Raw genomic sequence first — 24622 nt, 5'->3', positions numbered from 1 at the left:
AAACTGTTCGGGATCGAGGGGGGCGTCTCAATGGAAACGCTGGATGCGGTATTTCGGAAGCATTCGGAATTGGAGCCGACAGGCAAGCTGAGCATGTTGGGGGAATCCGTCTGCTCTGCGGATCGCTTGCTCGCTTATGCGAGAAGGAGGAATCCGCAATCGCCGGACGTGTCGGAGAGCTATATTCGTCTCGGAAAGCTATACGGGATTCGCGGGGACGTAGCTTACTGTCAAGCGGCTTACGATACGAGATGGTGGACCTCCGAGTTGGCCGGTCCGGACTGGGCGCCGCAGGTTAGGGCGCAGTGGGCGGACGAGGAAGCGATCGAGATCCGGATGCAAATGCTCTATGCGTTGGCTACGTTCCGGCCGTTTCCGTCGGAGGCGAAGGTTGCGGACGACCGGCAGATTGCGCATATCGAACGGTCGGGCTGGCGAGGCAAAGCGGCCTGCTGGGAGGATTTGAGCGGCAAATGGTCGCATTCCGGAAATGTCGGGTATGGCCGATACGTTGTGGCCATGTGGCGCGGAGTGCTGGAATGGGACGGCCAAGGCGTTCCTCCGAAGCTGCCGGTCTATCGGCAGGAGTTTACGCCGTCCGTCCGTACGGCAGTGCGGAAAACCGGCACGGTAGACTGGTCGTCCTTCGTCAGCGAGCAGATGAAGTGGCTTCTGCATCGGCAGCTGCTGCCCGTTCCGGCGCCGCACCCCGATCGCAAGGTGACTTGGGAGGAGCTGGCCGCTCTACTCCGCCAATGGGAAAACAGCAGTCGACCGCAAGAGCAAAAAGAACGCCGCGAGGAGGATACCCCGGACGTTCCTTGAGAATAGACGAAGATTATTGAGAAGCGCTTTGCTGCGTACCGTTCGCGTTGGCCGCTACCGAGATCTTCTGATCTTCTGTCATCGGCTCTGTGTAGTGGCGCAGAATGGAAACCTCGACTCTACGGTTTACGGCTCTGCCGGCTTCAGTGGCGTTGCTCTTAAGCGGGTGGAATTCTGCGTAGCCGGTTGCGCTGAACTGCTTCGGATCGAAGGCTTCGTTCTGGAGCAAAATTTTCATGAAGTTGATGGCCCGTTTGGAGCTGAGCTCATAGTTGGACGGAAACTCGGCGGTATTGATCGGCTGGTTGTCGGTATGTCCCTTCACCTGAACCTCGTAATCCGGGTATTGTTCAAGCATCGTTCCAATCGCTGCGGCCAGCTTCTGCGAATCAGGCTTAATGGTGGCGCTGCCGGAAGCGAACAGGGCATTATCCCGGATCGTGATCAGCAGCTGCGATTGATTCAGCTGCGTCTCAAGCTGTGTGGACAAACCGTTCTTCGCGATATATTGATCGAGATTTTCCTTCAGCTTTTCCAGGTTTTCTTGTTCTTCCTGTTGCAGAACGGCGCGGCTTTTGTTCTTCCGGCCGTCGTTGGAGCGGTTTTGCGTATCATCTGTGAGGCGCCTCTGCATACTGTCATCTGTAACGGAGCCGCCGTCCAGAACGCCGAGGCCGGAGCTAAGCGCCGATTTGAACGCCTGACTCAATGCCTCCAGCTTGGAGATGTTGACCGAGCTGGACGCATATAGAACGATGAACAGCGCCAGCAGCAGCGTCATCAGATCGGAATAAGGGAGCAGCCAAGATTCATCCGCATGCTCCTCATGATGTTCATGCCGTTTTTTGCTCATTCGGCTCGTCCTCCTTCTCAGCGAACGCCAGACGCTCCTTAGGAGTAAGGAATACAAGCAGCTTCTGTTGAATCGCAATCGTGGACACGCCGGATTGAATCGACAGAAGTCCTTCGACCATCATCAGCTTGAGATCGATCTCGCGTTTGGACAGACGCTTCAGCCGGTTGGACATCGGGTGCCAGAGCACGTATCCTGTGAAAATACCGAGGAGAGTCGCGATGAAGGCGGCGGCGATAGCGTGCGCTAGCGCGTTCATATCCGCCAGATTGCCCAGCGCGGCAATCAGTCCGATAACGGCGCCAAGCACCCCTAGCGTAGGAGCGTACATACCCGCCTGGGAGAAGATTTGCGCGCCGGCGCGATGGCGCTCTTCCGTAGCGGAGATATCCTCAAGCAGAACGTCCCTTACAAAATCCTGCTCGTTGCCGTCGATGATCATGCGCATGCCGTTTTTCAGAAATTGATCTTCAATTTCGTCGACGCGGGCTTCAAGAGCAAGCAAGCCTTCGCGGCGCGTCGTTGTCGCCCAATCCGTAAACATAGCGATGACTCTCTCGCGAGGGATCAGCTTGGGCTCGGAGAAAATCAGCTTAAACAGCTTCGGCACCTTGGCGAGATCCGACATCGGGAAAGCAACGCAGACGGAGGCGACGGTTCCGACGAGAATAATGATGTAGGCGGCAGGATTGTTGACCAGGTTGATAATCGGAGCGCCTTTCAGATACATCCCTAACACAAGTGCGACTAAGCCTAGACCGAGACCAATAAAGATTGAATTTTTCATCATACACCCCGATATATGAAAGAATATTATGTACACAAGTCAATGCTGCCGCATCAGGCGACACTATAATAGGTTTATCGACAGATTAAGGCGAAAGCTTTAGAGGGGAACCCGTATTTTCGCAAATTCGTCGCAAGGACAAGCTCTGGCAAGGGGAAGAGAAAGTCGGGAGGGCGCGGAGAAATAAGGAAACGAGGGAGAAAATCGGCCGGCGCGGCAAAGAGGCTGCGGCCTCCCCTGGCAATGTGCCATTGGGGGATGCCGCAGCCTCTTGCGCTCCGCTCTAGTTGTCTTTGGCGACCTTCGGAAGAAGGGCGATCGCGTACAGCGCGGCGATGCCGACGATGATGTACACGATTTTCGAGCCTACCTCCGCCGCGCCTCCGAAGATTTCGCTGACGACGTCGTACTCGAACAAGCCGACCGAAAGCCAGTTCAACCCTCCCAAGATGACAAGGATCAGACTAATGACGTTTAGCGCCTTCATTCAGTTACAGCCTCCTTAAATAGGGGTTTTACGCCCATAGTGTTGTCTCTCGTTCCCCGACGGAGAAACCGAGCGGCAACGCCATGCTGGTGAAACTGCCTGACAGGAGCAAACTCATTCTTGTTGTTCCCTATAGTTCTATGAAAGGGGGCTTGGCCGTTATGCCATTCCTTGCCATACCATGCAATTCACCCGGACGATTCCGTGTGAGGCTCTCCGTTCGTATTGATCGGTCACGACGAAGCCCGCCTTCTCATAAGCCCGGATCGCGCGGCGATTCCACTGCTCTACTTCCAGGTCGATTTCCGCTTCGGGCTGTCTGCGGGAGGCCTCCTGCACGACCAGCCTGGTCAGATGAGCTCCCCAGCCTCGGTCGCAGCAGTCGGGGCGCAAGCCCATTCCGAGCCGAATCGTGCGCTCCATCGGGAACAGCTGGACGTATCCGACGAGCGAATCGTCGGCAGCGTTCCTCACGGCCAAGTATTGAAGGCGACGCAGCTCCGGGTCTGCAAATTCTTTTTCTTCCCTGACCATATCGTCCCAGTCGGGCCACTTAAACAGGTGGTAAGGTTCGGGGTAGCGCCACGTGCATATCGCCTGCCCGTCCCGTTCGGTCATCGGGGCAAGCTGCAGCGGAGGCGCTTCGACGGCACGGCTCATGGATTTTCTCCTCAGAAATGACCAAATGCTGCTTCTCCAGCCGGGCATAGTGCGGTTACTCGGCTGGCCAGCCCGAGGTGGGCCTTGCGGCAACGCCTTCGAACGTCATCTGCACCGACTCGATGCTTCCGTCAGCGGCAAACTTCATTCGGTCGATACACACGACGCGATGATTGCGATCAGTACGCGACAGCGGGCGCCGATGGTAGACGATATACCACTCGTCCGTGCCCGGAATTTGCAGTACGCCATGATGCCCCGCGCTCGTAGCTACGCCGGCGTCTTGCTGCAAGATTTTGCCCACGCGGCGGAACGGTCCCGCCGGGGATTCGGCTATCGCATAGGCGACCGAATAATCGGGTTCTCCCCAGCCGCCCTCCGACCACATAAAGTAATATTTGCCGTCGCGCTTAATCATGCAAGGTCCTTCGACAAATTGCTCCGGCGTCACTTCCTTAAACGTCTCGCCGTCTTCGAAGGAATTCAGACTGATCATATCCTCGCCAAGCCGGACGACATTGCAATGTCCCCAGCCGCCGTAATACAAATAGGCGGAGCCGTCTTCGTCGATGAATGCGTGCGGGTCGATCGGCTGTGCGCCGTTCACGAAACGGTCGATCAGCGGCTTGCCGAGCGCATCCCGATAAGGCCCTTCGGGCCGGTCTGCCACGGCGACGCCGATGCCGCCGTATTCCGCATCGCTCTGGATGTCGTTGGCGGCAAAATAATAGTAATACCGTCCGTTCCGTTCAACCGGGGAAGGCGCCCACATCGCCCGTCTGGCCCACGAGACGCTGCTCATTTCCAAAATCCGCTCCGACTTCGTCCAATGAACCAAGTCGTCCGAACTGAAGGCGTCGAAACGAGTTTGCTCGTCATATGGGGCCGAGCAGGTCGGATAGATCCAATACTTCCCGTCGAATATTCTCGGCTCCGGATCGGCGTACCAGCCCTCCAGCACCGGATTGCCCGATTTCAAGCCGCCGTTGTCTTCGCTCATTTCCGATCTCCTTTCTCCATGCGCGTTGCGCCCGTATTAATGCTCATTCAAACGAGCCGGTCGCGCATGCTACGCACTGCGTACAACGCGTCAAGCTCGATATAACCGTCGATCCGTCGCCTCGCGAATCCATACCTGCATGTAGCCCGCATCCCGGTTATCCCAGGCATAATAAGGAATCAGGCGGCAGAGCGTTCCGTCTGCGGCGCGGCCGGACAGAATCGTAACGCCTCCGAGCAGCTCCGGGCGATGCGTCGTTGCAAAGACAGCATCAGCCGCGATCGAGAAAGCGTCATACTGCAGGCCGGAATTGTCTGCCTGCTCGGCGCAGTAGACCAACGGTCCGCGCTGCAGCGCAACCCGGCCTCGGTTGGCTTCGACCTCGTCGCGAGCGCGCACCTTCTCCACAGGCATATCCAGCTCCAGCACGACGCGATCCCCGGCGGACCAGGCTCGTTCGATCACTAGATAACCATTGTCGAGCACAAGCCGAGCTTCGTCAAGTGCCTGTCCGTTGAGGGATGCACGATAGCTTTTGCACCAGCCCGGCACGCGGAGCCGGAGCGTGAAGGCGGCGCTACCCGACAACGGCTGTATATCGAGAGCGATGCTGCCGTCCCACGGATAACGAGTCGTTTGCGTTAGCCGAACGTTTCCACCCCCGCCTTTGCCGCTCAGATCCAGCTCCAGTTCCGCTTCGCTGCTGACATACTGATTGACGGATATACCGTTCTCCGTAGCGGCGTATACATATTGGCCGATGGAAGGCAGGAAGCGGACAAGGTTCGTCGGACAACAGGAGGTTTCGTACCATTCGACACGGTGGTGGCCGCCTTGCGAGGCCAACGGATTCTCGTAGAAGAAGCGGTTGCCGGACAGGGAAATGCCCGCCAGCGCTCCGTTATACATTTCGCGTTCGACGATATCGGCATAAGCGCCGTCGCCGAACAGCAGATTCATCCGGTGGTTCCAGAACGCCATCGCGATCGCCGCGCAAGTCTCGCAATAAGCCGTCTCATTGGGCAAATCGTAATCCTCCGTAAAGCCTTCATTATGCCGCGAAGGGCCTATACCGCCAGTAATGTACATATTTCGCTCCACCGTGTGCGCCCAGACGCGGTGCAGAGCCGCCGTATAGGCAGGGTCTCCGGAGGCGTGAACAACGTCGGCCATCGCCGTATACAGGTACATCGCGCGGACGGCGTGTCCGGTCACCTTCTCGATGTCCCGAACCGGAACGTCGTCCTGACAGTAGGGAGGGCCCCACTCCGGGATATCCCAGATTCGTCCGACGCCGTGTCCGTGTCCGCGTTCCTCAAGCAGCCACAGAGCCAGCTTCCAGTATCGTTCTTCTTCGGTGATCCGGTAGAGCTTGACCAATGCCAGCTCGATTTCCTCGTGGCCTTCCACCCAATGGCGTTTGCCGGGACCGAACGTCGCGTCGTAGTGGTCGGCCAGCCTGCGAGCGACCTCCAAAATCAGCGGCTTGCCGGTCGCTTCGTAGTACGCGACAGCCGCTTCGATCAAGTGTCCGCCGTTGTACATTTCGTGCTTTTCCATATCGGTCCATTTGCTGTCCGGCGCTTGCAGCGTAAAATACGTGCACAGGTAGCCGTCCGGCTCCTGAGCGGAGGCAATCGCCTCGATGATACGGTCTATTTCCTCTTCCAGAGCGGAGTCGCGTTTAAGCATCAGCGAATACGCGGCTCCCTCCAGAACCTTATATACGTCGGAATCGTTAAAATATATGCCTTCGAACGCGCCATCGGCGCGCCCTCCGGCTTTATGGAAATTGGCGATCCGGCCGGTCGTCTCGCATTGCTCGAGGCAAGCCGGAAGCGTGACGCTGCGCACGGTTTCGAGACGCTGCCGCCAGAAGCCGTCTTCCATGCGCACCTTCGTAAACGGTATGCTATTCCATCTTTTCAGCGGGGCTTCGGTATTCGGCATGATTTTTCTCCACACTCCCGTTTTTCGTTCGTTGTTTCTATCGGCTCAGGTCTCGCGCTATCCTTTCAGACCAGTCAATGTAATGCCGTCAAGGAAGTAGCGTTGTCCCGCGAGGAATACGATGACGCAGGGCAGCACGACGGCGGCGGACGCGGCCATCAGCAGGTCCCACTGCGCGGTGTAAGTGCCTTGGAACATTTGCAGGCCTAGCGCCAGCGTGAACAGATGATCGCTTTTCAAATAAATGAGAGGCCCCATAAAATCGTTCCACGTTCCGAGGAAGCTGAACAGGGCAACGACGATGACGGCGGAGCGGCTAAGCGGCAAAATGATCTTGAAGTAGATGCCGAAATAGCTGGCCCCGTCGACGACCGCAGCTTCGTCGAAGTCGCGCGGAATCGTCCAATAGAACTGCCGCAGCAAGAAGATGTTAAAGATACCTCCTCCGAAGTAGGCAGGCGCGATCAGCGGATAATACGTGTCGTAGAAGCCGAGCATCTGCCAGCCCAGGAAGCTGGGGATCAGCGTAACGGCGGCGGGGAGCATCATGCTCGACATGAGAATGCCGAAGATGACGTCGCGTCCCTTCCATTGAATCCGCGAAAACCCGAACGCCGCGATCGTGCTGGTCACTACCGTGCCGAGCAGAACGCCCGCGACGATGATGGCCGTGTTCACGAAGAACGTATCGAAGGGCAGAATCGTCAGCGCCTTGCGAAAATTGCCCCACTGAATCGGATTCGGAATCCATTCCGGCGGCATCGTGAAAATCTGCGACAGATTCATTAGCGAGCTTCTTATCAACCAGACAAATGGCGTAATAAACAGGATGGAAACAAAGATCAGCCCGATATATCCTCCGGCAAGCGTAAGTCGGGAAGTTTTCATGAGCGGCCGCCTCCTTCGTAATACACCCAGGATTTGGAGCTTCTGAATACGATAAAGGTGAAGAACAGGATGATGACGAACAGCACCCAGGCCAGCGCCGACGCATATCCCATTTCCGTATCGCGGAAGCCGGTGCGCCACAGGTAGAACACATAGAATAAGCTCTTATTGTTAGGACCGCCCTCGGTCAAAATGTAGGCTTCGTTAAATACCTGAAAGGAGCCGATAATCGTCATAATGGTGTTGAAAAAGATCGTTGGCGTGACCATCGGAATCGTAATATGGCGCAGCTTGCTGTACCAGCCGCCGCCGTCGACTTCAATCGCTTCGTAGTATTGCTGAGGTATGCCGGACAGTCCGGCCAAGAAAATAATAACGGTACCGCCGATGCCCCACAGCGTCGTCAGCACGACGGACGGGATAACGCTGCCTTCCCCGTACAGCCAGGAGCTGGTCGGCAGGTGCAGCGACGACAGAACCGAGTTGATCAAGCCAAGATCGGGATTGAGCAGCCACATCCAGATCATCGCCGACGCGACGGCCGGCACGATGCTGGGCAAATAAATGATGGTGCGGAACAGCGCGCGGGCTCTGACCTTCATATTCAATAGAAGCGCGATGGCGAACGAGATAATAATGACGGCCGGCACGCGCAGCGCCACGAAATAAAAAGTCGCGCCTAGCGACTTGTAGAACAGATCGTCTTCTCCGCTGAACAGGCGGATATAGTTGTCGAAGCCGGTAAATGCGACTTGTTCCTTGAATACGTTGTAGTCGGTTAAGCTGAGCACCAGGCTGGCAATCATAGGGCCGAGCGTAAACAACAGAAATCCCAATATCGCGGGGGACGTAAACAGCAAGCCGTAAAATAGCCCTTTTTTCATGAGTACCTCCCGTAGAACTATATTGACCCACTGCGTTTCCAATTTATTGGATATTAAACTTTTACGGCGGATCAATTTGCACACAAGAGTTTACGCAGGGAAGTTAGTCGAAAAATCGTACAACGCAGCTCGAATCAGGCTTATACGGCGGGCGTTTGTTCGAAAAATCGTACAAAGCTGCCCTGCTCAGACTCAAACGACGAACGTTTGTAGGAAAAACCGTATAAATCAACCAAGAGATCAGGGATTATATGTCACTAAAGCGTCTTCGATGATTATACGAATAAGAGCTGGTAATTATCTGGAAATTACGTGGGTCAATCAAAGCCCGGAGACTGCCTCATACGCTCCTGAAATCACCTTATCACAAGTTTATCAATTCAGATTTCAGGAGCGTATAGCATCGGAGGGAGGTCAGCCCCTTGCTGTATGCCATATTTACTTAGATGTCGCGCCGTCCCTGGACTTGCTCCTGAGCTTTGGCTGCGATCGCGTTCATCGCCTCTTGCGCCGATTGCTGGCCGAGCCACACTTTATCGAGCGCCGGCGAGACGATATCCATTAGCTTGCTGAAGTTTTTGACATAGCCGGTCGGCGTCTGATGGCTGCTGTTCAGCATCACTTCCACGATCGCGTCGCGGTAGCCCGACGGACGGGAAGCCAGATTGTCCGTCCATCTGGAGAGCAGATCGCTTTCCGTATACCAGCTCTTGTAGGCCGGCATCCAGGTTCCCGCGGTAATCATATCAATAGAAGATTCAGGGTCGATCAAGTACTTGATCAGCTCCCAAGATTCCTGCGGGTACTTCGTCGATTTGAACATGGAGAACATGCCGCATACGACCGTTGTCATCGGCTTCTTCATAATCGGCAGCACGCCGACATTGTAGTTGAAGTTGGACTGCGCAAGTGCGGTGGACGCCCATTGCCCGTCGATCGCCATCGCGACCTTCTTCGTCTGCAGCGCTACGTTTGTTGCCGGGATATTTTTCGACTGAACCGGCGACGGCGCAACATGGTGCACGTTCATCAGATCGGCAATATTTTGGAACACTTCGACGGCTTCCGGTTGGTTCAACGCAAAGGTTGTTCCGTCCGCAGACACGAAGTCGCCGTCGTTGGAATAGATAAAGTTGCTGAAGCCGCCCCACCAGGTCGGGAAGTTAATGCCGTATTGTTTAATGTTCTTGGGATCGAAGTTCGGATCGTTCGCGTTCCGGCCCTTGGAGTCGATCGTTAGCAGCTTGGCCGTTTCTACGAATTGCTGCCAGGTCCAGGCTTCCGAAGCTTTCGACGGAGGAGGCGCGATGCCTGCTTCCTTGAAGATGTCTTCGTTGTAGAACAGGCCGAACGTTTCCGGACCGGGCGCGATGCCGATCACGTGTCCCGGCTCCAGCGAGTAGAGGAGGTTCGGAACCAGACTGTCGAAGTTGATGGTAGCGTCCTTGTCCAGGAATTCTTGCAAATTATAAAATTTTCCTTGCTCGGCCAACGGGAATGCGATCGAGCCGGATTCCATCATGGCGATGTCGGGCACGTCGTTGCCTGCGACCATCGTCGTCAGCTTCGTATCGTAATCCGCTGCGATATGCTGCAAATCGACCTTGATATGCGGGAACTTTTCTTCGAAACGCTTGATCGCCACTTTGTATGCGGCCAGTTCGTCCGGAGCTCCCCACACCGTCATTCGAAGCTTGATCGACTCGGGCTTGGCGCCGGTTCCTCCGCTGTTGGTCTGACTTGCTTCGCTCTGAGGCTGGTTGGAAGACGACGGCTTGGAGCAGCCGGTTAAGGCGACAGTCGCCAGCAGCACCAGTGCCAGCAGCCAAGCGATAGTATGTTTGCCACGTATCATACGATAACCCCTCTCGAATGTTCTAGGCTCATTCTTTTACATAGCTGCAGTCTATGTTGAACCCAGTATAGGAGATTTTGCAGCGCTTACATATTCCCATTATCTTTGTATTGGTGGACTATCATTGGCTCATCGCATTATCGCGGGAGAGTGATTCCGATCCGCGTCCCTTTGCCAAGATCGGACTGGATGTCGACGCCGTAAGGCTCGCCGAAAGCAAGGCGTATGCGCGAGATCGTATTGCGAATGCCGATCGAGGCCATCTCCTTGTGGAAAATGTTGTGCACCGCCTCAGGGCTCATGCCCCTGCCGTTGTCCTCGATCTCGAAGCGACAGGCCTCCTCCGTCATGCGCCCGCGAATGGTGATGACTCCGCCCGTCTCCATCATCGCGAATCCGTGCAGAATCGCGTTTTCCACGAAGGGCTGGAACAGCAGACGCGGCATTTTGCAATCATAGAGCTCGGGATCGATATCGTAATGAACGGCGAACTTATCCTCGAATCGTACCGACATAATGTAGAAATAGCTCTTCATCCATTCCAGCTCGTCGTTCAGCCGAACGGAGCCCCATTCCTTGCGCGTCGTGTATTGCAGCATATGGGAGAGACATACGAGCATCCGGCTCAGCTCTTTCTGCCCGTTCTCGATGGCGGTCCAGTTCATAATGTTTAAGGTATTGAACAGAAAATGCGGATTCATCTGCATGTTTAAGGCGCGAATCTCCGCTTCCTGCTCCTTCAGCCGACTCTCGTAGTTTTCCGTGACCAGCAGCCGTATACGGTCGTTCATCCGGTTAAAGCGCTGAATGAGCAGGCCGAATTCATCGTTTGTGCGGACGTCAAGCTGCGTATGGAAGTCTCCGTCTCCAACCGAACGCATAGCGCCGAGCAGCCGCTTGATCGGATTCGTAATTTTGCCCGAGATAAAATAAGCGAATGCCAGAGCGACCGCAACCATCGCCAGGGACAGCAGCACGGTGGAGGTGCGTATAACGGGAGCCAGCTCGCCGACGAGCGACGCTTCCGGCGTAATGACGATCGACAGCCACCCTGTTACTTTGGAACGGTCGAAGCAGACAATGACCGCTTCTCCGTCCAGCTTCATGCGCCGGGTTCCGCTGTCTTGCTCTTGCAGCTCCTGTACCCAATCTCCGTCGTAGCGCTGACTGATTCGCTCCGGCTCGCTGCTCCCCACTACCGTATTGAACGAATCGAGGATTAAATAGCGCGAATTGTCGGGAATGCTCTGCTCGAACAGCCTGGTCAGGGAATCGGCTTTGAAGCTGACGGCGAGCACCGGGCGCTCGACCCGCTCGTCCAATCTTTCCAGCGTCGAGTTATCCAGATAGGAGAAATCGAGTACGCGGGTCGCCGAGTAGAGATAGCGGAAATCCAGACGTCCTTCCTCCAGATACGACTGATCGAACATATCGGCGAAATCATAAGTGGGATACCAGACCATTCGTCCGTCCGCCTGCTGCGCGGCGCTATAAACCGCCGACTGCTGCGGGTCTCCCTGCGGCAGCGTCTGGCCGAACGTAAAATAAGACGTCCAGAGCTGGTAGGCGTAGACGTCTTCGATTTGCGAGAAATAAGATCTGAGCGCCCGGTTGACGACTCTGTCGGCGGCTAGCAGCTCGGCCTGATCGTTCGGATTCAACGTATTGAAGATTTCAAATAGCTCCTTATCCACAAACAAAGCCTGGCTGTTGCGGTCCACGATGCCCAGCTTGGTGTCGATAATTTCGTTGTTTTTGACGACGATGCTTTGCACGTTCTGCTGGGCCTGGCCGGTGACTACTTCCAGGCTTTTCGTATAGTAGATCATCCCGGCCGTCACGAGCGGAACAACAATGAGGAAGACGTAGCTGACCAGCAGCCGGATTCGGAAAGTGATTTTCATGAGAGACCGCCTCTTTGCTGCAGCAGCGACATCTGTCTGTGACGTTCGGGCGACAGTCCGAAATGCTTCTTGAAGACGCGACAGAAATATTTCGTGTCCGTATAGCCGGATTCGGCGGCAATCTCGTAAATTTTGAGCCGATTATCGGCCAGCAGCTGGGCAGCCCGTTCCATTCTCGCTTCCAGCAGATGCTCCGTGAACGTTTTGCCTGTGTGGTTTTTGATCCAGGTGCTGAAATACGACGGGTTAAAGAAGAAATGCTCGGCCGTCTGCTCCAACGTAATCGGCTTCTGCCGGTTGTCGGCTATCCATTTGACGCATTCCGCGGCTATTTCCTTGTCACCCGCCTCTTTGCCGGCATGCAACGCCTGATGAAGCTCCCGCAGCCTGCTTTCCATCAGCGTCAGCAGCTCCCCGAATGTGCGGCATGCGGATACGCCGGTGACGGCCGCCTGCATAAGCGCGCTGCCCACCTGGCGATCGACATGCTCGCGGTTGCGGCTCTTGATCTTCATCAGCAGCAAAGCGGCCTGCTCCTTGAGGGAGGAGGGCGCTGTCCGTCCAGCGGCGGCAAACCGTTCGAAGCTGCGAGCGCATAGATCGACGGCCGTGTCCGCCGACCTGTCTTGCAGCGCTTCGAACAGCGCCTCGCTGTCGATCGGAGCGCTTGGACTCGGCACGGAAGTCGTGTCCTCCGCCGTCAAAGCTCCCTTATGCCGCTCATAGAAGTGATACACGCTTGCGGCGCGGGCTTGACGGCAGGCGCGCTCTCCTTCCTCCCATAACGATCGCGGCGCTTCGCCCGCACAGTGCCAGAGCCTCCCCGTCAGGCTCCAAGCTTCGTTTAACGACAGCATATCGGTCCGCAGCCTCTCCCAGCTAGCCTCCAGCGTCTGCGGCTCCAGTCGCACGAGGGATATCCATTGGCCGGAGACGCCGGAAGGCGAGTCAAGCGGCAGCGTGCAGGCCGCTCCATATTGCGCCCAGACTCGCTCCATATCGGCCATCAGCGCTGCGGCATCATAGTCCAGCCCGGAGTCGGCATGAGGCTGAAGCTCGGAATAGATGACGGCGCCGCTTCCGTGGAGCCATTCCAGCTCGGTCAGCTCCTGCCGTTCCGCCTCCTTCACGTCGCCGCCGCTAATCCACGACAGAAGTAACCGCTTCCGGTAGGCGGAAGCAGCCGCGCGCAGCTGCAGCTTAAGCGTCTCCGATTCGGAATGTCGAAGCGTCTCTTCTTGCAGCGCAGCTTGCACTCGTCTTAGCAGCTCGGCTACTTTATCCCTATCGATCGGTTTCAATAAATAATCGTAAGCGCCGTGCCGCATGGCGGCTTGCGCATATTCGAACAGGTCGTAGGCCGACACCATCACCACTTTGGGTTTGAAGGCTTCATGCTCCAGCAGGCCCAGCAGCTCCAAGCCGTCCAGGTTGGGCATTCGAATATCGGTCAGCACGACATCGGGCCGCTCCTCCCGAATCAGCGCGAGCGCGGCTTGACCGTCGCTGGCGTCGATGACGCAGTCGGACGACCGAAGGGACAGGATCATATTTTTCATGCCTCTGCGGTGTCTAGGTTCGTCGTCCACAATCAATATTTTCATCCGCGTTCCCTCCCTATTGCTTTAATTATAGTAAAAATCGGATTGCCGCACGGGGCGTATTATTTGGAAAAGTGGACTTTTGTTGGGGGTTTGACGCATGCACGGGAAACGCGGCTAATAGGGGGAAGAAGACCGGAAGAACCGGGTGAACCCATGTTCCGGTGCCGGGTATGCTTCCCGCAATGCCTCGTGCGCAAATGCGGGCTTTTTGAACAACCTCCTGAAGGAAAGAACGTGGTATGATAGGGGAGTTGAATGGATAAAAGGAGATTAGGAATCGTGGGCAGACTTGTCTTATTAGGATGTATCGCATACTTGGTCGTGGGGATCGGACAACTGGTCGTGGGCACTGTCATGGAGCCGATGGTCGCGGCGTACGGAATCAAGTATGGCGACGGCGGGCAACTCGTTATGAATCAATTTCTAGGCGGATTGGTCGGGATTACGCTTGCTCCGTGGCTGATGGGACGGATCGGCAAGAAGCTGCTGCTGCTTGGCGCGCTTGGGGTCATGACCGTCGCTGAAATTATATATGCGTTTCAACCTTCATGGGGCGTGATGCTGGCAGCGGCTCCATTCGCCGGCTTTGGCTTCGGAACGACGGAGGCGCTCGTCGGTTCGTTCATTATCGGCGCGGCGATGGGCAATGCGAACGTGGCGATGAGCCGGGTGGAAATTTTCTTCGGCGTCGGCGCGCTGCTAATGCCGTTCGCGGGAGCGGCGTTTATATCTAGCGGGTACTGGAAGTCGGCGTTTGCTCTTGTCGGCGGCTTGGCCGCGATTGCGCTGGTGACGTGGTTTTTCTTCTGGCCGAAAATTCTGGATCGTCCTTTGGAAGGAGCGGCCCCTTCGCAAGCCCGTCGGCAGAGTACGCCGCACCGTGGATTTACGTTTGTCGTCCTGGCGGCTTGTTCTCTGTTTTTCGCTCTCTACGTCGGTTTGGAGATGAGCTTCGTACACTATCTTCCTTCGCTGCTGGTGAATCAAAACGGGCTGTCGGAATCGTCGGCCTCGCTGTCGCTTGGCCTGTTCTGGGGAGCGATGACGGTGGGAAGAATCGTATCGGGGCAAGCGGCTGATCGTTGGGGCGGCGGCGCGTATATGCTAGTGACCTGCTTAGCCGCGGCGTTGGTCTTCGCGCTTCTAGGCGGCTTCAGCAGCACCTGGGCGACGATTGCGCTGACATGCCTTGCCGGATTGGCAATGTCGGGAATGTTCGCGATCGCGCTCGTCTTTGCCAACCGGGCCGTGCCGGGGATGACCGAGCGCACGACAAGCTTGCTAATGGCGTTCGGGGGAATCGGCGGGGCGCTGATGCCGAAGCTGACGGGCTGGTTCCTGGATGAGAACGGCATGGAAGCCACCCGCTGGCTGTTCGCCGTTTTTGCCGTTCTAATGCTTGCGGTTATCGTCTGGGCGCTGCTGTCCGCCAAAGCGTTGGATCGGGCTCGCGGCGCAGCGCCGATTGCTGCCGGCAAAGCTTAATGACCGCATAGAGAAATGAAATATTGAAGGATGAAATGCTGCAAGACGAAAAAATGAAAAGATGAAAGGCGGTCGTTAAAATGAAAAATATCGTGTCCGTAAGATGGGTGCTGGCGCGTTTGTACGAGCCGGATGTGGTCGTCGTCGATTGCCGGTTCCAACTGGGACAGCCGGAAGCCGGTAGAAACGCATACGAGGAGTCGCATATTCCCGGCGCGATCTACCTGGACTTGGAGAAGGATTTGTCCGGACCGCTAGACGAGCATGGGGGCCGACATCCGCTGCCGGATGCGGCCGAGTTGGCCGCCCGGTTCGGTAAGGCGGGTATTAGCAACGAAACGCGCGTCGTAGCTTACGACGATCAGGGCGGAGCGATGGCCTCCCGGCTCTGGTGGCTGTTGAAATACTTGGGCCACGAGAACGTCTTCGTGATGGACGGCGGGTTCTCGGCCTGGAAAACGGCGGGATGCCCGGTGTCGGCCGAGCAGAAGATCATCGTTCCCGCGCAGTTTGTCGCAACGGTGCAGCACAGCATGCTGGTCGAGGTCGACGAGGTTCGCGAATCCCTCGATACAGGGCGCTATGTGCTGATCGACTCCCGCGAGGCTCCTCGTTACCGCGGCGAAGTCGAGCCGATCGATCCGATAGCCGGACACATTCCCGGCGCGCGGAATATGTTCTGGGCGGAAGGCCGCCATGCCGACGGCAGCTGGAAGAACGCCAATGAGCAGCTTGAGCGGTTCTCGGGCGCGGGCCTGTCCGCAGACGACGAGATCGTCGTCTACTGCGGCTCCGGGGTCACGGCTACGCCGAACGTGCTGGCTTTGCAGGAAGCGGGCTTCGGTAAGGTGAAGCTTTATGCGGGGTCTTGGTCGGATTGGATCAGCTATCCGGAGAATCCGATTGCGACAGGGGAAGAAGGGGAATAAGGGGGATTTTTAATGAATGCTTTAACTTATGAAGAATTCGTTCAATTGGTAGAAAAATATAAGATTCTTCCCTTCTCGGAGTTTGTACCGGAATATCCATCGTTGACAGCGGCGTCTGTCAATAACGATTGGCATACAGGGACCGTTACGGATCCATGGTTATGGCGGATTCGGATAGTTCAGGATGGCGTTGCAGCATATGGGAAATTTTTTAGGGATAAGGCCTGTTTTATTCATATCGAATTTTTTCCCATAATCAGGTCGATCCTATCATCCGACAGAACCGTTGAGGAACGATATAAGGACGGTCTGATTTCAAGAACTGCATATCATATCTATAAAGTTTTGTGCGAGCATGGAAATATTGATTCGCGGAATTTGCGAAAATTGACCGATCTAAATAATAAAGAGAATAAAAAAGAGTACGAAAAATCGCTAGTCGAACTTCAGAATTACGGTGATGTAGTTATTACCGGAGCAGCAAATCAGAACGATGAAGATTCAGGCTGGAGCAGTATGTGTTACCAGCCATCGGAATTATGGCTGAGCTCGATGCATACAAGTCCTAATTATGCGACCATTGAAGATGCGAAAAATCGGTTGATAGCGGAATTATCCGGAAGCTGCTCCGATAAAGCCCTTAAATTCTTTACAAAGAAACTAAAGCTCTGACCGTGTACAATCAGCATGCCAACAGTGTCACGACGTGTTGTTAGAAACTCCTGGATTTTTTACCGAAAAAGGAGGATGAAGAAGATGTTGAGCCAAAAAACGAATGATGCGGATGTGATCGGTTATTGCTGCATGAGGTTTCCGGTCACGGATTTGAAAAAATCGATAGATTTCTATTGCGATGTACTGGGCTATGAATTGTTATCGGCGGATTATTCGTTTGGAGAGGCACATGTAGGATTGAAGAATAGAAACGGTCCGGGTATTTTTCTCATGGAAACTAAACCGGAAGAGGTTACGCAGTTGACGTTTGTATTTCCTCGTCCTTTCTTTGTCACAAACAGTACGGGACACGTGACGATGGTGGAGCTATTAACGAATGACCTGCTCGCTTTACATGAACGGATTAAGCTGGCTGGAGCCCGTATTGATAGCGAACCTGTATTTACGAGCGATTTTGGCTATTTCACCTTTTACGATCCGGACGGGCACTATATGCGTGCTGTAGAAGAAAGAGGCGTGTATTTTGACTTGAAACGAAGGATGAGTTCGACCCTGAAGCGGGATCTGACGGAGCATGAGAATCAACTGCTATGGGGACTATGTGAAAAAGCCAGCGTCGAACAGCAAAAGTTTCTCAGTTCCATCCTCTCGGAAATGCGGGGTTCTTGAGCTGGGGGTGCGATCCTGTCCATAAAACAGAAATAGACTGCTCCCGTACAAGGGATGCGGTCTATTCGACGTTCTCTTCTATAAGAAGCTCCCAAAAGGAGTACCCTAAAAATGCCATGGATACATACTAGTTTATTAAAAAATTGAACATAAGTCTATTTCTTTTTGGGTATAGCTTGTATGTTATAGAAGCGACCGCGGCGCATAACAACTTATGGGAGGAGAAGCCCGACATGATTACGCTCAGAAAAATTACGCTGGAGAACCGGCGTGCCGTATTTAATCTGGAGGTTTCAGAGGAACAACGCCGCTATGTGGCGTCCAATCTGTCGAGCGTGGCTTCGTGTTATGTCCTGGCAACCAATGGGGGACATCCGTTTCCGTTTGCCATTTATGCGGATGAACAGCCGGTCGGTTTTGTTATGCTGACTTATAAAATTACAGGGTACGAGCTCCCGACAATTGCGGAAGACAGCTACTGCATCCTGCGGTTAATGATTGACAAACACTATCAGAATCGAGGCTACGGCAGGGAAGCCATGACGAAAATTCTTGAGTTTGTCCGCACCTTTCCGGCAGGACCCGCTAAATATTGTTGGATCCCGTATAACGCCGATAATCTCCCCGCCAAAAAGCTTTATGAAAGCTTTGGTTTTCGCGAAAACGGTGAAATCTGTAACGACGAGCACATAAACGTATTGCGACTCTAAACACGGATAACAGGATACTCCGGTTTTCAAGAATTCGTTGGCTGAGAAGTAAGGAGGGGAAGGATTGAACGGCGATAAAATGAATACGAGGCTCGATAGCGTTCGCTTTATGGTCCATGACATGATTATGTCCATTCCATGCGAGACCCGGAAACAAGAAGCCTGTGCTCACCTGTTTGGGGTGTCTGCTTTTGCTGCGATGCTCGCGATGAGACGAAGGCTAAGCCAAGAGTTGGCGGCGATCGCGGGACTGCTTTACAACTATTACTTTTATAAGACAGGCATAAGGGATTTCCCGGGCCTTAACAGTTCCGAAGCTGTGAGGCCGCTATTAAGGGACTTGAATCTCTTTGACAAGGAAGAGCAAATCGCCGTCTTGAGAGCTATTTTCTATTGCCAAGACAGAAGCAGGATTCACGGGCCGTATGAAGAAATTGTAAAAGATGCCTGCTTACTGCACTTTTATTTTCAAAATACGGGGTGCAGCATTCCGTCGCAGGGTGCGGATAGACTTCGAAAGGCGCTTTATGAGTTGGCGATTCCAAACGATTTATCGGTAGAAGGGCATGGCCTTGGCAACACCGACAATCATCAGGACACGACGAATAGACGGAGTGATTTAGCCGACATCGCGGAAGCGTTGGCTGGGTCACACATCGTTGGAGTACCGGGAGATCAACGATACCGGGAAGTCTGCAGATATTGGCCCGATACTGGCGTATACAAGGAATTACAGAATGAGTGGTGCGCCGCATTTGTATATCACTGCTGCCGCCGAGCCGGATTTCAACTTCCGATGCGCTACCCGAACGGCAAATGTCGGTTTGCCGGTGTAGGAGCTTGGTTAGAGTGGGCTCAGCTGCCCGAAACCGGATTTCTCTATTTTGACGGACAGAATGGATTTGTTCCGGAGCGCGGGGATATCGTGATTTATGAAAAACTGCTTTCCGATGATTCGCATGACCATATTGGAATTGTTCTAGGCTGCAATGAAGGGGAAATTGAAGTGGCTGAGGGCAACAGAGACAATCAGAACTATTCTAGCGTTTTCAAGAGGGATCGGCGGCACTGCATCCTCGGTTATGTTCGAATCGACAACGACTACGTGTTTCAGTTCAACGGCGAATATAACCCGATCCAATCAATTTAAGGGGAGATAGAAAAAATGAGCAAGAACGACAAAGAAATCATTGATAGCTATATTGAGGCGTACAACTCATTTGATATTGAAGGTATGCTTGCGCTCTTGCATGAAGAGGTTCTGTTTAGAAATTATTCCAACGGCGAAGTGAGCACGGAGACTAAGGGCATTCACGAATTTAAAGAATTGGCGGAAAATTCCGCCCAAATTTTCTCTAGTCGGTGTCAGACAATTACGAGTTATAGCCAGATTGACGGCAAAGTGGAGATTCAAATTGATTATGAAGCCGTATTGGCGGCGGATTTGCCCAATGGCTTGAAGCAGGGAGATCGGATTCAGCTTAAAGGGAAGTCCATATTTGAGATCCGGGAAGGCAAAATAACGTTAATTGAAGATTACAGTTGAGTCGTGACAGGTGACGGTAGGAGAGGGAGCTGTTTGCCTCCGAGGAGAATAGAAATGGCTGTGGGCGGCGGTTGTCAAAAAATAACGAAATTTAGCCCATCTGCTGAAGAGGTACTTGTTAAAGCGGCATCGCATATGTTAAAATCGCAATTAGGCAGACCGAAGTGCTGGTAACACCCGGTCTACAATCGGCTTGAATGGGGTTTCCCTTCAAGTTCCTAATGACTACCAGAACCCACCTGCGGCGTTAGCCGCGGGTGGGTTTTTACATTTTCTTGTTATTCGGATCGGCGGAGGATGGAGCGGGGCTGCGCCGAAGCTGCATCGGCGTGCAGCCGCGATAACGCTTAAACAGCTCGTCCAAGTATTGAATCGTTCCGAAACCGGTTTGCTCCGCGATCCGGGTAATAGGCAAATCTGTGTCGCGAATGAGGACCTCCGCCTTGCCGATGCGGTAAAGGTGAATATACTCCGTGAACGTGCGTCCTACGGCATGCTTAAACACTCGGCAAAAGTGGTACGGGCTCATCCCTGCCGCACGCGCCGCTTCGCCAACGGTCAGCTTATCGCTGTATCGGGCTTCGATATAGGAGATGGCATCCTTCAGCCGTTCCATTCTGCGTTTGGCAGCCTCGCCTCGCACGTCCTCTCCGTCTGCGCTCTCCCCGTATTCGCGGGCCAGAACCAATAACAGCACATGAAGATAGGACTTGATCGCTAGTTCGAAGCCGGCGCTGCGGGCGACATACTCTTCGATGATGGAACGAATGATGGTTATACAGTTCGTGTAACCGTCGTCTCCAGTCTGCAGAAGAACGGGGAGCCGCAGCTTGCCCGTCAGCATGGAGCGGGACGCCACATTCATGAAGTCCGAGCTGGCCAACCGGCTGCGATCGAGCAAAATTGTGTAATAGTCCGGCGGCGTATCGACGACATACCCGCTGTGAATGACCCCTTCTGCGATTAGAACAAGGTCGCCGGCCTGCCCGACGAACGAGCGTCCCCCGATATGCAGCTCCACTTGTCCTTGCCTCACGTAGATCAATTCCAGACAATCGTTATGCCAATGCGGCGGGAAAATGGTCGATCCGACACATTCGGGTTGGAACAGATTAAACGGATACGTATCCCCAAGCATTGCCAAATATTGATTATTTCCGCTGTCCGTCATGCTTTCGTCGCTCCTTGGAGATAATGAGCAAGATCGCGTAAAAATCCCGCAAGGTTGCCCGTAGACTCGTGCCTCGATTGTACTCTATGATCAAGGCAAAGAACAGGGCAGAGGGGAAAGATGAGCATGGAAAATCGGAAGCTGAGCATTCGTCTGATGGATAACGAAGTCTGGTGGGGGGGAGACATTACTTACGGAGATCAAATGCCGTTTGGACGAGAGACGATTGAGATTGACCTTGCCGCAGGCATTCGCGGGAATCAGGCGGCGCCGCTGCTCGTCTCAAGCAAGGGCCGGTACGTATGGGCTGACGCTCCGATTCGGTACCGGTTCGAGGACGGCTTGCTGACGGTTGTAAGCGACTCGGGGGAGCCGGTATTGCGGGGAGAGGGCGGGAATCTCCGCCAGGCATTCCTTTCGGCGTCGGCCGAGCATTTCCCGGCAACCGGTACGCTGCCGGACGCGCGTTTTTTCTCGGTGCCGCAGTATAACCTGTGGATCGAGCTGCAATATGAGCCGACGCAGGAAAAGACGCTGCGCTACGCCGAGGCGGTATTGGCGAACGGATTGCCGCCGGGAGTCATCATGATTGACGACAACTGGATGGAGGACTATGGGGTATGGCGTTTCCGATCCGATCGGTTTCCCGATCCTAAGGCAATGACAGACAGATTGCACGAGCTTGGCTTCCAGGTCATGCTGTGGACTTGCCCATTCGTCAGCCCGGATAATGCCGCTAATTTCCGGATGCTCGAGAGCAAAGGATATCTTCTGCGCGACGAGCGGGGAGAGACCGCCATTCGTAGGTGGTGGAACGGCTACAGCGCCGTGCTCGACTGCACGAACTCGGATGCGGTCGCTTGGTACCAGGAGGAATTGCAGCGTCTAATGGACGATTACGGCATCGACGGATTCAAGCTGGACGCAGGCGATCCCGAATACTACCGAGCGTCCGACCGGAGCGCGGTTCCGATGCATCCGAACGGCCATTGCGAGGCTTGGGCGGCAGTCGGCCGGCGGTATGCGTTTAACGAGTATCGAGCCTGCTGGAAAATGGGCGGACAGCCGCTTGTCCAGCGTCTGCGGGACCGCCAGCACAGCTGGGATCTGAACGGGCTTGCCTCGCTGATCCCGAACGGGCTTGCGCAAGGGCTGGCGGGTTATGCTTATATTTGCCCGGATATGATTGGCGGAGGGCAGATCGGAGACGTTGAGAACAATCCGTCGTTCCGCATTGATCAAGAGCTGTTCGTCCGTTACGCGCAATGCTCGGCGCTGTTTCCGATGATGCAGTTCTCGACGGCGCCTTGGCGCGTACTGGATCGGGAGCATCTCGCATACTGCGTCGAGGCGGCGAAGCTGCATGCGGAGCTTGGCGACACGTTCCTCGCGCTGGCGCAGCACGCTTCGACTACCGGAGAGCCGATTATGCGGCACATGGCTTACGTATTTCCCGACTGCGGGCTGGAGGATGTTACGGATCAGTTCATGGTCGGCGACCGTTTGCTCGTGGCGCCGGTCGTGGAGGAAGGGGCGCGTCGTCGCGTCATCCGTTTTCCTGCAGGCGAGTGGCTGGGAGACGACGGAAGCAGGGTGCAGGGACCTTGCGCGCTGGAGGCAGATGCGCCTCTGTCTCGCTTGCCGCATTACCGGTTAGTCGAAGAATAGGAAACGATGCCGGGACGAGGAAGCGGGTATGCAAGGCGGAACAAATAAAATGACAATAAATTCAGGCAGGGCACCAGGCGCGGGAAGGGCCGGTGATCTGCCTGTTTTTTGTGACTAAACCATCCCTTGCGGAATGAAATGGGCATCCTCGTCATTGATTCAATTTATTTCGTCATTCAAAGTCAAGAAAAGTAAAGAATAGGCAAGAGAAGTTCGAGCCGATTCCGTAGGAAACCCCGTTCCGCTTACCGAAATGTTAAGGATACGCTTCTCATGCTCTTCGAACAGGATGTGGTGTCCAGATGCGGTTTCCAAGCCTCATGCGCAAAATGACAATTTTCCCGAAACTGCTCTTAACGTTCCTGGTCGCCATCGTGCCCCTATTTTTCGTGAGCCTGCAGATGAACCGGATGGGTGCGGATAGCGTCCGCCAGGAAATTCTCGCTTCCATGGAGTCGCGCATCCATTATCACATGGGATCGCTCGAAGCGGAGATGGAGCGGCTCATCCGGCTTCACAAGCAGTACATTGTCGACGACGACGTCACCAAGCTCAGTATGATCTCCCCCATTCTTCCCTATTACGACGTGATGCTGATGGAGAAGCGAGTGCAAAACAAACTGCTCGTTATGAAAAATTCCAGCCTCTACATCGCCGAAGCGAAAGCTTATATTCCCTTGATCGGCAAAACGCTTCTCTCCACGAACTACGAATTAGCCATGACAGAGGAGGAAGTCCGCGAGCTCCAGCAGCTGAATCGGAGCCAGGTGTCCCCCGTCGTCTACTGGAAGGGCAAGCTCTTGCTCAACTCCATTAACCCCGATCCCTCGTATTCGGATAAATCTCCGGCTTACATTTTGCAATCGGAAATGGATCAACCGAGACTGAAAAGCTTCCTCAGCCAGATCGTCAACGGGGACCGCGAGGGCTCTCTGCTCTTTAACGAGGAGCAGGAGTGGGTGCTGAGGAGCGGCGCGGAAGAACCCGTACAGGCTATCGCTCGGCAATTCGTCAAGCAACAGCCTCAGGAACTGAAGTCCGGACAAGGGAAAATTGAAATTCATAATCGGAATTATTACGTGGCGTTCGAGCGTTCCCAGCTCCTGAACATGGACTTGGTTCTCTATATGCCGGAAGAGCAGGTGTTAGGGCCGCTCGATAAATACCGTACCTGGTTTTGGATTCTGTCCGGAATTTCGCTTGCCGTCGTCGTCGCATTCTCCTACTGGATCTTCCGGTTAATTCATTTTCCGCTGAGAAAAATGGTACGGGCGTTCCGCAAAGTGGAGAATGGGGACTTGAGTTTGACGATCGTGCACCGGAATTACGACGAATTTCAATACCTGTACGGGCAATTTAACGTCATGGTCGGCAAGCTGAAACACTCGATCCAGGAAGTGTACGAGTCGCGGATCATGGCCCAGCAATCGGAGCTGAAACAGCTGCAATCCCAGATCAATCCGCATTTCCTGTACAACACGTACTTCATGGTCCATCGTATGGCCGAAGCGCACGACGTGGATAACGTAACCAAGGCTACGAAATATCTAGGGGAATATTTCCAATATATTACCCGTAATTCCTCTGACGAGGCGACCGTAGAGGAAGAGTGGAACCACACGCTCGCTTATTTGGAAATCCAGCAGATGCGATCGCACAATCGGATCGAAGCCCGGGTATCGGAGCTTCCGGAAGTCAAACCGGACGGCGTTCGAATCCCGCGCCTCATTCTGCAGCCGCTTGTGGAGAACGCCTATCAGCATGGGTTGAAGTCGAAGGTGTCTGGCGGGATCGTCGCACTAACTGCAAAGAGGCTTCAGGACGGGGCGCTCGCGCTCTCCGTGGAGGATAACGGAGACGAGCTGAGCGACGAATGCTTGTCAGACCTTCGATATAGGCTTGAGAGCAAGCGCGAGGATCAGACGGAGAAAACGGGATTGCTGAACGTGCATAGAAGATTATCGCTGCGATTCGGCGAGGATTGCGGCCTTAGCGTCTCGCGAAGCGCGTTCGGCGGCTTAAAGGTCGAGATGGTTGTGCCCGCGGATCGCGGAGAACGGAAGGAGGAATAA

22 protein-coding genes are annotated in these 24622 nt (G+C 54.5%); 10 read left to right on the top strand and 12 right to left on the bottom strand.

From position 1 onward, the window contains the following. Positions 1-30: 30 nt before the first annotated feature. The gene (locus DFP98_RS20260) at positions 31-825 is read left to right on the top strand and encodes a glucosaminidase domain-containing protein (protein ID WP_116062424.1); all 795 of its coding nucleotides are present in this window, start codon (positions 31-33) and stop codon (positions 823-825) included. A 13-nt stretch (positions 826-838) separates the two neighbouring features. Here DFP98_RS20260 and DFP98_RS20255 read toward each other — a convergent pair whose 3' ends face one another. From DFP98_RS20255 to DFP98_RS20205, 11 genes are all read right to left on the bottom strand, one after another. Further along, positions 839-1678 (bottom strand): flagellar motor protein MotB, encoded by an 840-nt coding sequence (locus DFP98_RS20255; protein ID WP_116062423.1) that lies wholly within the window; start codon positions 1676-1678, stop codon positions 839-841. Continuing rightward, a complete protein-coding gene (gene motA / locus DFP98_RS20250; RefSeq protein WP_116062422.1) occupies positions 1659-2465 on the bottom strand; it encodes a flagellar motor stator protein MotA in 807 nt (268 codons plus the stop codon). Before motA ends, DFP98_RS20255 begins: the two co-directional genes overlap by 20 nt. A 283-nt stretch (positions 2466-2748) precedes the next feature. Further along, the gene (locus DFP98_RS20245; RefSeq protein WP_116062421.1) at positions 2749-2952 is read right to left on the bottom strand and encodes a DUF378 domain-containing protein; all 204 of its coding nucleotides are present in this window, start codon (positions 2950-2952) and stop codon (positions 2749-2751) included. Positions 2953-3111: 159 nt separating this feature from the next. Beyond that, positions 3112-3612: a GNAT family N-acetyltransferase gene (locus DFP98_RS20240; protein ID WP_116062420.1), complete on the bottom strand. Its 501-nt coding sequence runs from the start codon at positions 3610-3612 to the stop codon at positions 3112-3114. A gap of 55 nt (positions 3613-3667) precedes the next feature. Then, positions 3668-4612 (bottom strand): glycoside hydrolase family 43 protein, encoded by a 945-nt coding sequence (locus DFP98_RS20235; RefSeq protein ID WP_116062419.1) that lies wholly within the window; start codon positions 4610-4612, stop codon positions 3668-3670. 90 nt (positions 4613-4702) lie between these two features. Beyond that, complete coding sequence (locus tag DFP98_RS20230; protein WP_116062418.1) at positions 4703-6562, bottom strand: glycoside hydrolase family 127 protein; 1860 nt, start codon at positions 6560-6562, stop codon at positions 4703-4705. Between the two features lie 57 nt (positions 6563-6619). Continuing rightward, on the bottom strand, positions 6620-7450 hold the full coding sequence (locus DFP98_RS20225; RefSeq protein WP_116062417.1) for a carbohydrate ABC transporter permease: 831 nt from the start codon (positions 7448-7450) through the stop codon (positions 6620-6622). Next, positions 7447-8334: a carbohydrate ABC transporter permease gene (locus tag DFP98_RS20220; protein ID WP_116062416.1), complete on the bottom strand. Its 888-nt coding sequence runs from the start codon at positions 8332-8334 to the stop codon at positions 7447-7449. Before DFP98_RS20220 ends, DFP98_RS20225 begins: the two co-directional genes overlap by 4 nt. Before the next feature lie 442 nt (positions 8335-8776). Further along, positions 8777-10189, bottom strand: a complete 1413-nt coding sequence (locus DFP98_RS20215; protein ID WP_116062415.1) for an ABC transporter substrate-binding protein — start codon at positions 10187-10189, stop codon at positions 8777-8779. Positions 10190-10326: 137 nt separating this feature from the next. Next, a complete protein-coding gene (locus DFP98_RS20210) occupies positions 10327-12093 on the bottom strand; it encodes a sensor histidine kinase (RefSeq protein WP_116062414.1) in 1767 nt (588 codons plus the stop codon). Then, a complete protein-coding gene (locus DFP98_RS20205; protein WP_116062413.1) occupies positions 12090-13697 on the bottom strand; it encodes a response regulator transcription factor in 1608 nt (535 codons plus the stop codon). Before DFP98_RS20205 ends, DFP98_RS20210 begins: the two co-directional genes overlap by 4 nt. Before the next feature lie 279 nt (positions 13698-13976). Between DFP98_RS20205 and DFP98_RS20200 the strand changes: the two genes are divergently transcribed. From DFP98_RS20200 to DFP98_RS20170, 7 genes are all read left to right on the top strand, one after another. Beyond that, entirely contained in the window at positions 13977-15182 is a 1206-nt protein-coding gene (locus DFP98_RS20200; RefSeq protein WP_246016614.1) for an MFS transporter, read from the top strand. 80 nt (positions 15183-15262) lie between these two features. Continuing rightward, the gene (locus DFP98_RS20195; protein WP_116062412.1) at positions 15263-16111 is read left to right on the top strand and encodes a sulfurtransferase; all 849 of its coding nucleotides are present in this window, start codon (positions 15263-15265) and stop codon (positions 16109-16111) included. A 12-nt stretch (positions 16112-16123) separates the two neighbouring features. Next, positions 16124-16783, top strand: a complete 660-nt coding sequence (locus DFP98_RS20190) for an AlkZ-related protein (protein ID WP_116062411.1) — start codon at positions 16124-16126, stop codon at positions 16781-16783. 75 nt (positions 16784-16858) lie between these two features. Then, a complete protein-coding gene (locus DFP98_RS20185; RefSeq protein WP_181917814.1) occupies positions 16859-17455 on the top strand; it encodes a VOC family protein in 597 nt (198 codons plus the stop codon). Between the two features lie 233 nt (positions 17456-17688). Next, the gene (locus DFP98_RS20180; RefSeq protein ID WP_116062409.1) at positions 17689-18165 is read left to right on the top strand and encodes a GNAT family N-acetyltransferase; all 477 of its coding nucleotides are present in this window, start codon (positions 17689-17691) and stop codon (positions 18163-18165) included. 64 nt (positions 18166-18229) lie between these two features. Beyond that, on the top strand, positions 18230-19315 hold the full coding sequence (locus DFP98_RS20175) for a CHAP domain-containing protein (protein ID WP_246016613.1): 1086 nt from the start codon (positions 18230-18232) through the stop codon (positions 19313-19315). A gap of 15 nt (positions 19316-19330) precedes the next feature. Next, entirely contained in the window at positions 19331-19711 is a 381-nt protein-coding gene (locus DFP98_RS20170) for a nuclear transport factor 2 family protein (protein ID WP_116062408.1), read from the top strand. Between the two features lie 265 nt (positions 19712-19976). Here DFP98_RS20170 and DFP98_RS20165 read toward each other — a convergent pair whose 3' ends face one another. Continuing rightward, positions 19977-20882, bottom strand: coding sequence for a helix-turn-helix domain-containing protein (locus DFP98_RS20165; RefSeq protein ID WP_116062407.1), 906 nt, complete (start codon positions 20880-20882; stop codon positions 19977-19979). 126 nt (positions 20883-21008) lie between these two features. On the opposite strand from DFP98_RS20165, the gene DFP98_RS20160 reads away from it, so the two are divergent. Next, positions 21009-22550, top strand: coding sequence for a glycoside hydrolase family 31 protein (locus DFP98_RS20160; protein WP_116062406.1), 1542 nt, complete (start codon positions 21009-21011; stop codon positions 22548-22550). 302 nt (positions 22551-22852) lie between these two features. Then, entirely contained in the window at positions 22853-24622 is a 1770-nt protein-coding gene (locus DFP98_RS20155; protein WP_116062405.1) for a sensor histidine kinase, read from the top strand.

Origin of the sequence: Cohnella phaseoli, from assembly GCF_003386235.1 — a bacterium.
GTDB lineage: Bacteria > Bacillota > Bacilli > Paenibacillales > Paenibacillaceae > Cohnella > Cohnella phaseoli.
Note: the sequence above shows the minus strand (reverse complement) of the source record. Positions and strands in the feature narration are given on the sequence as shown.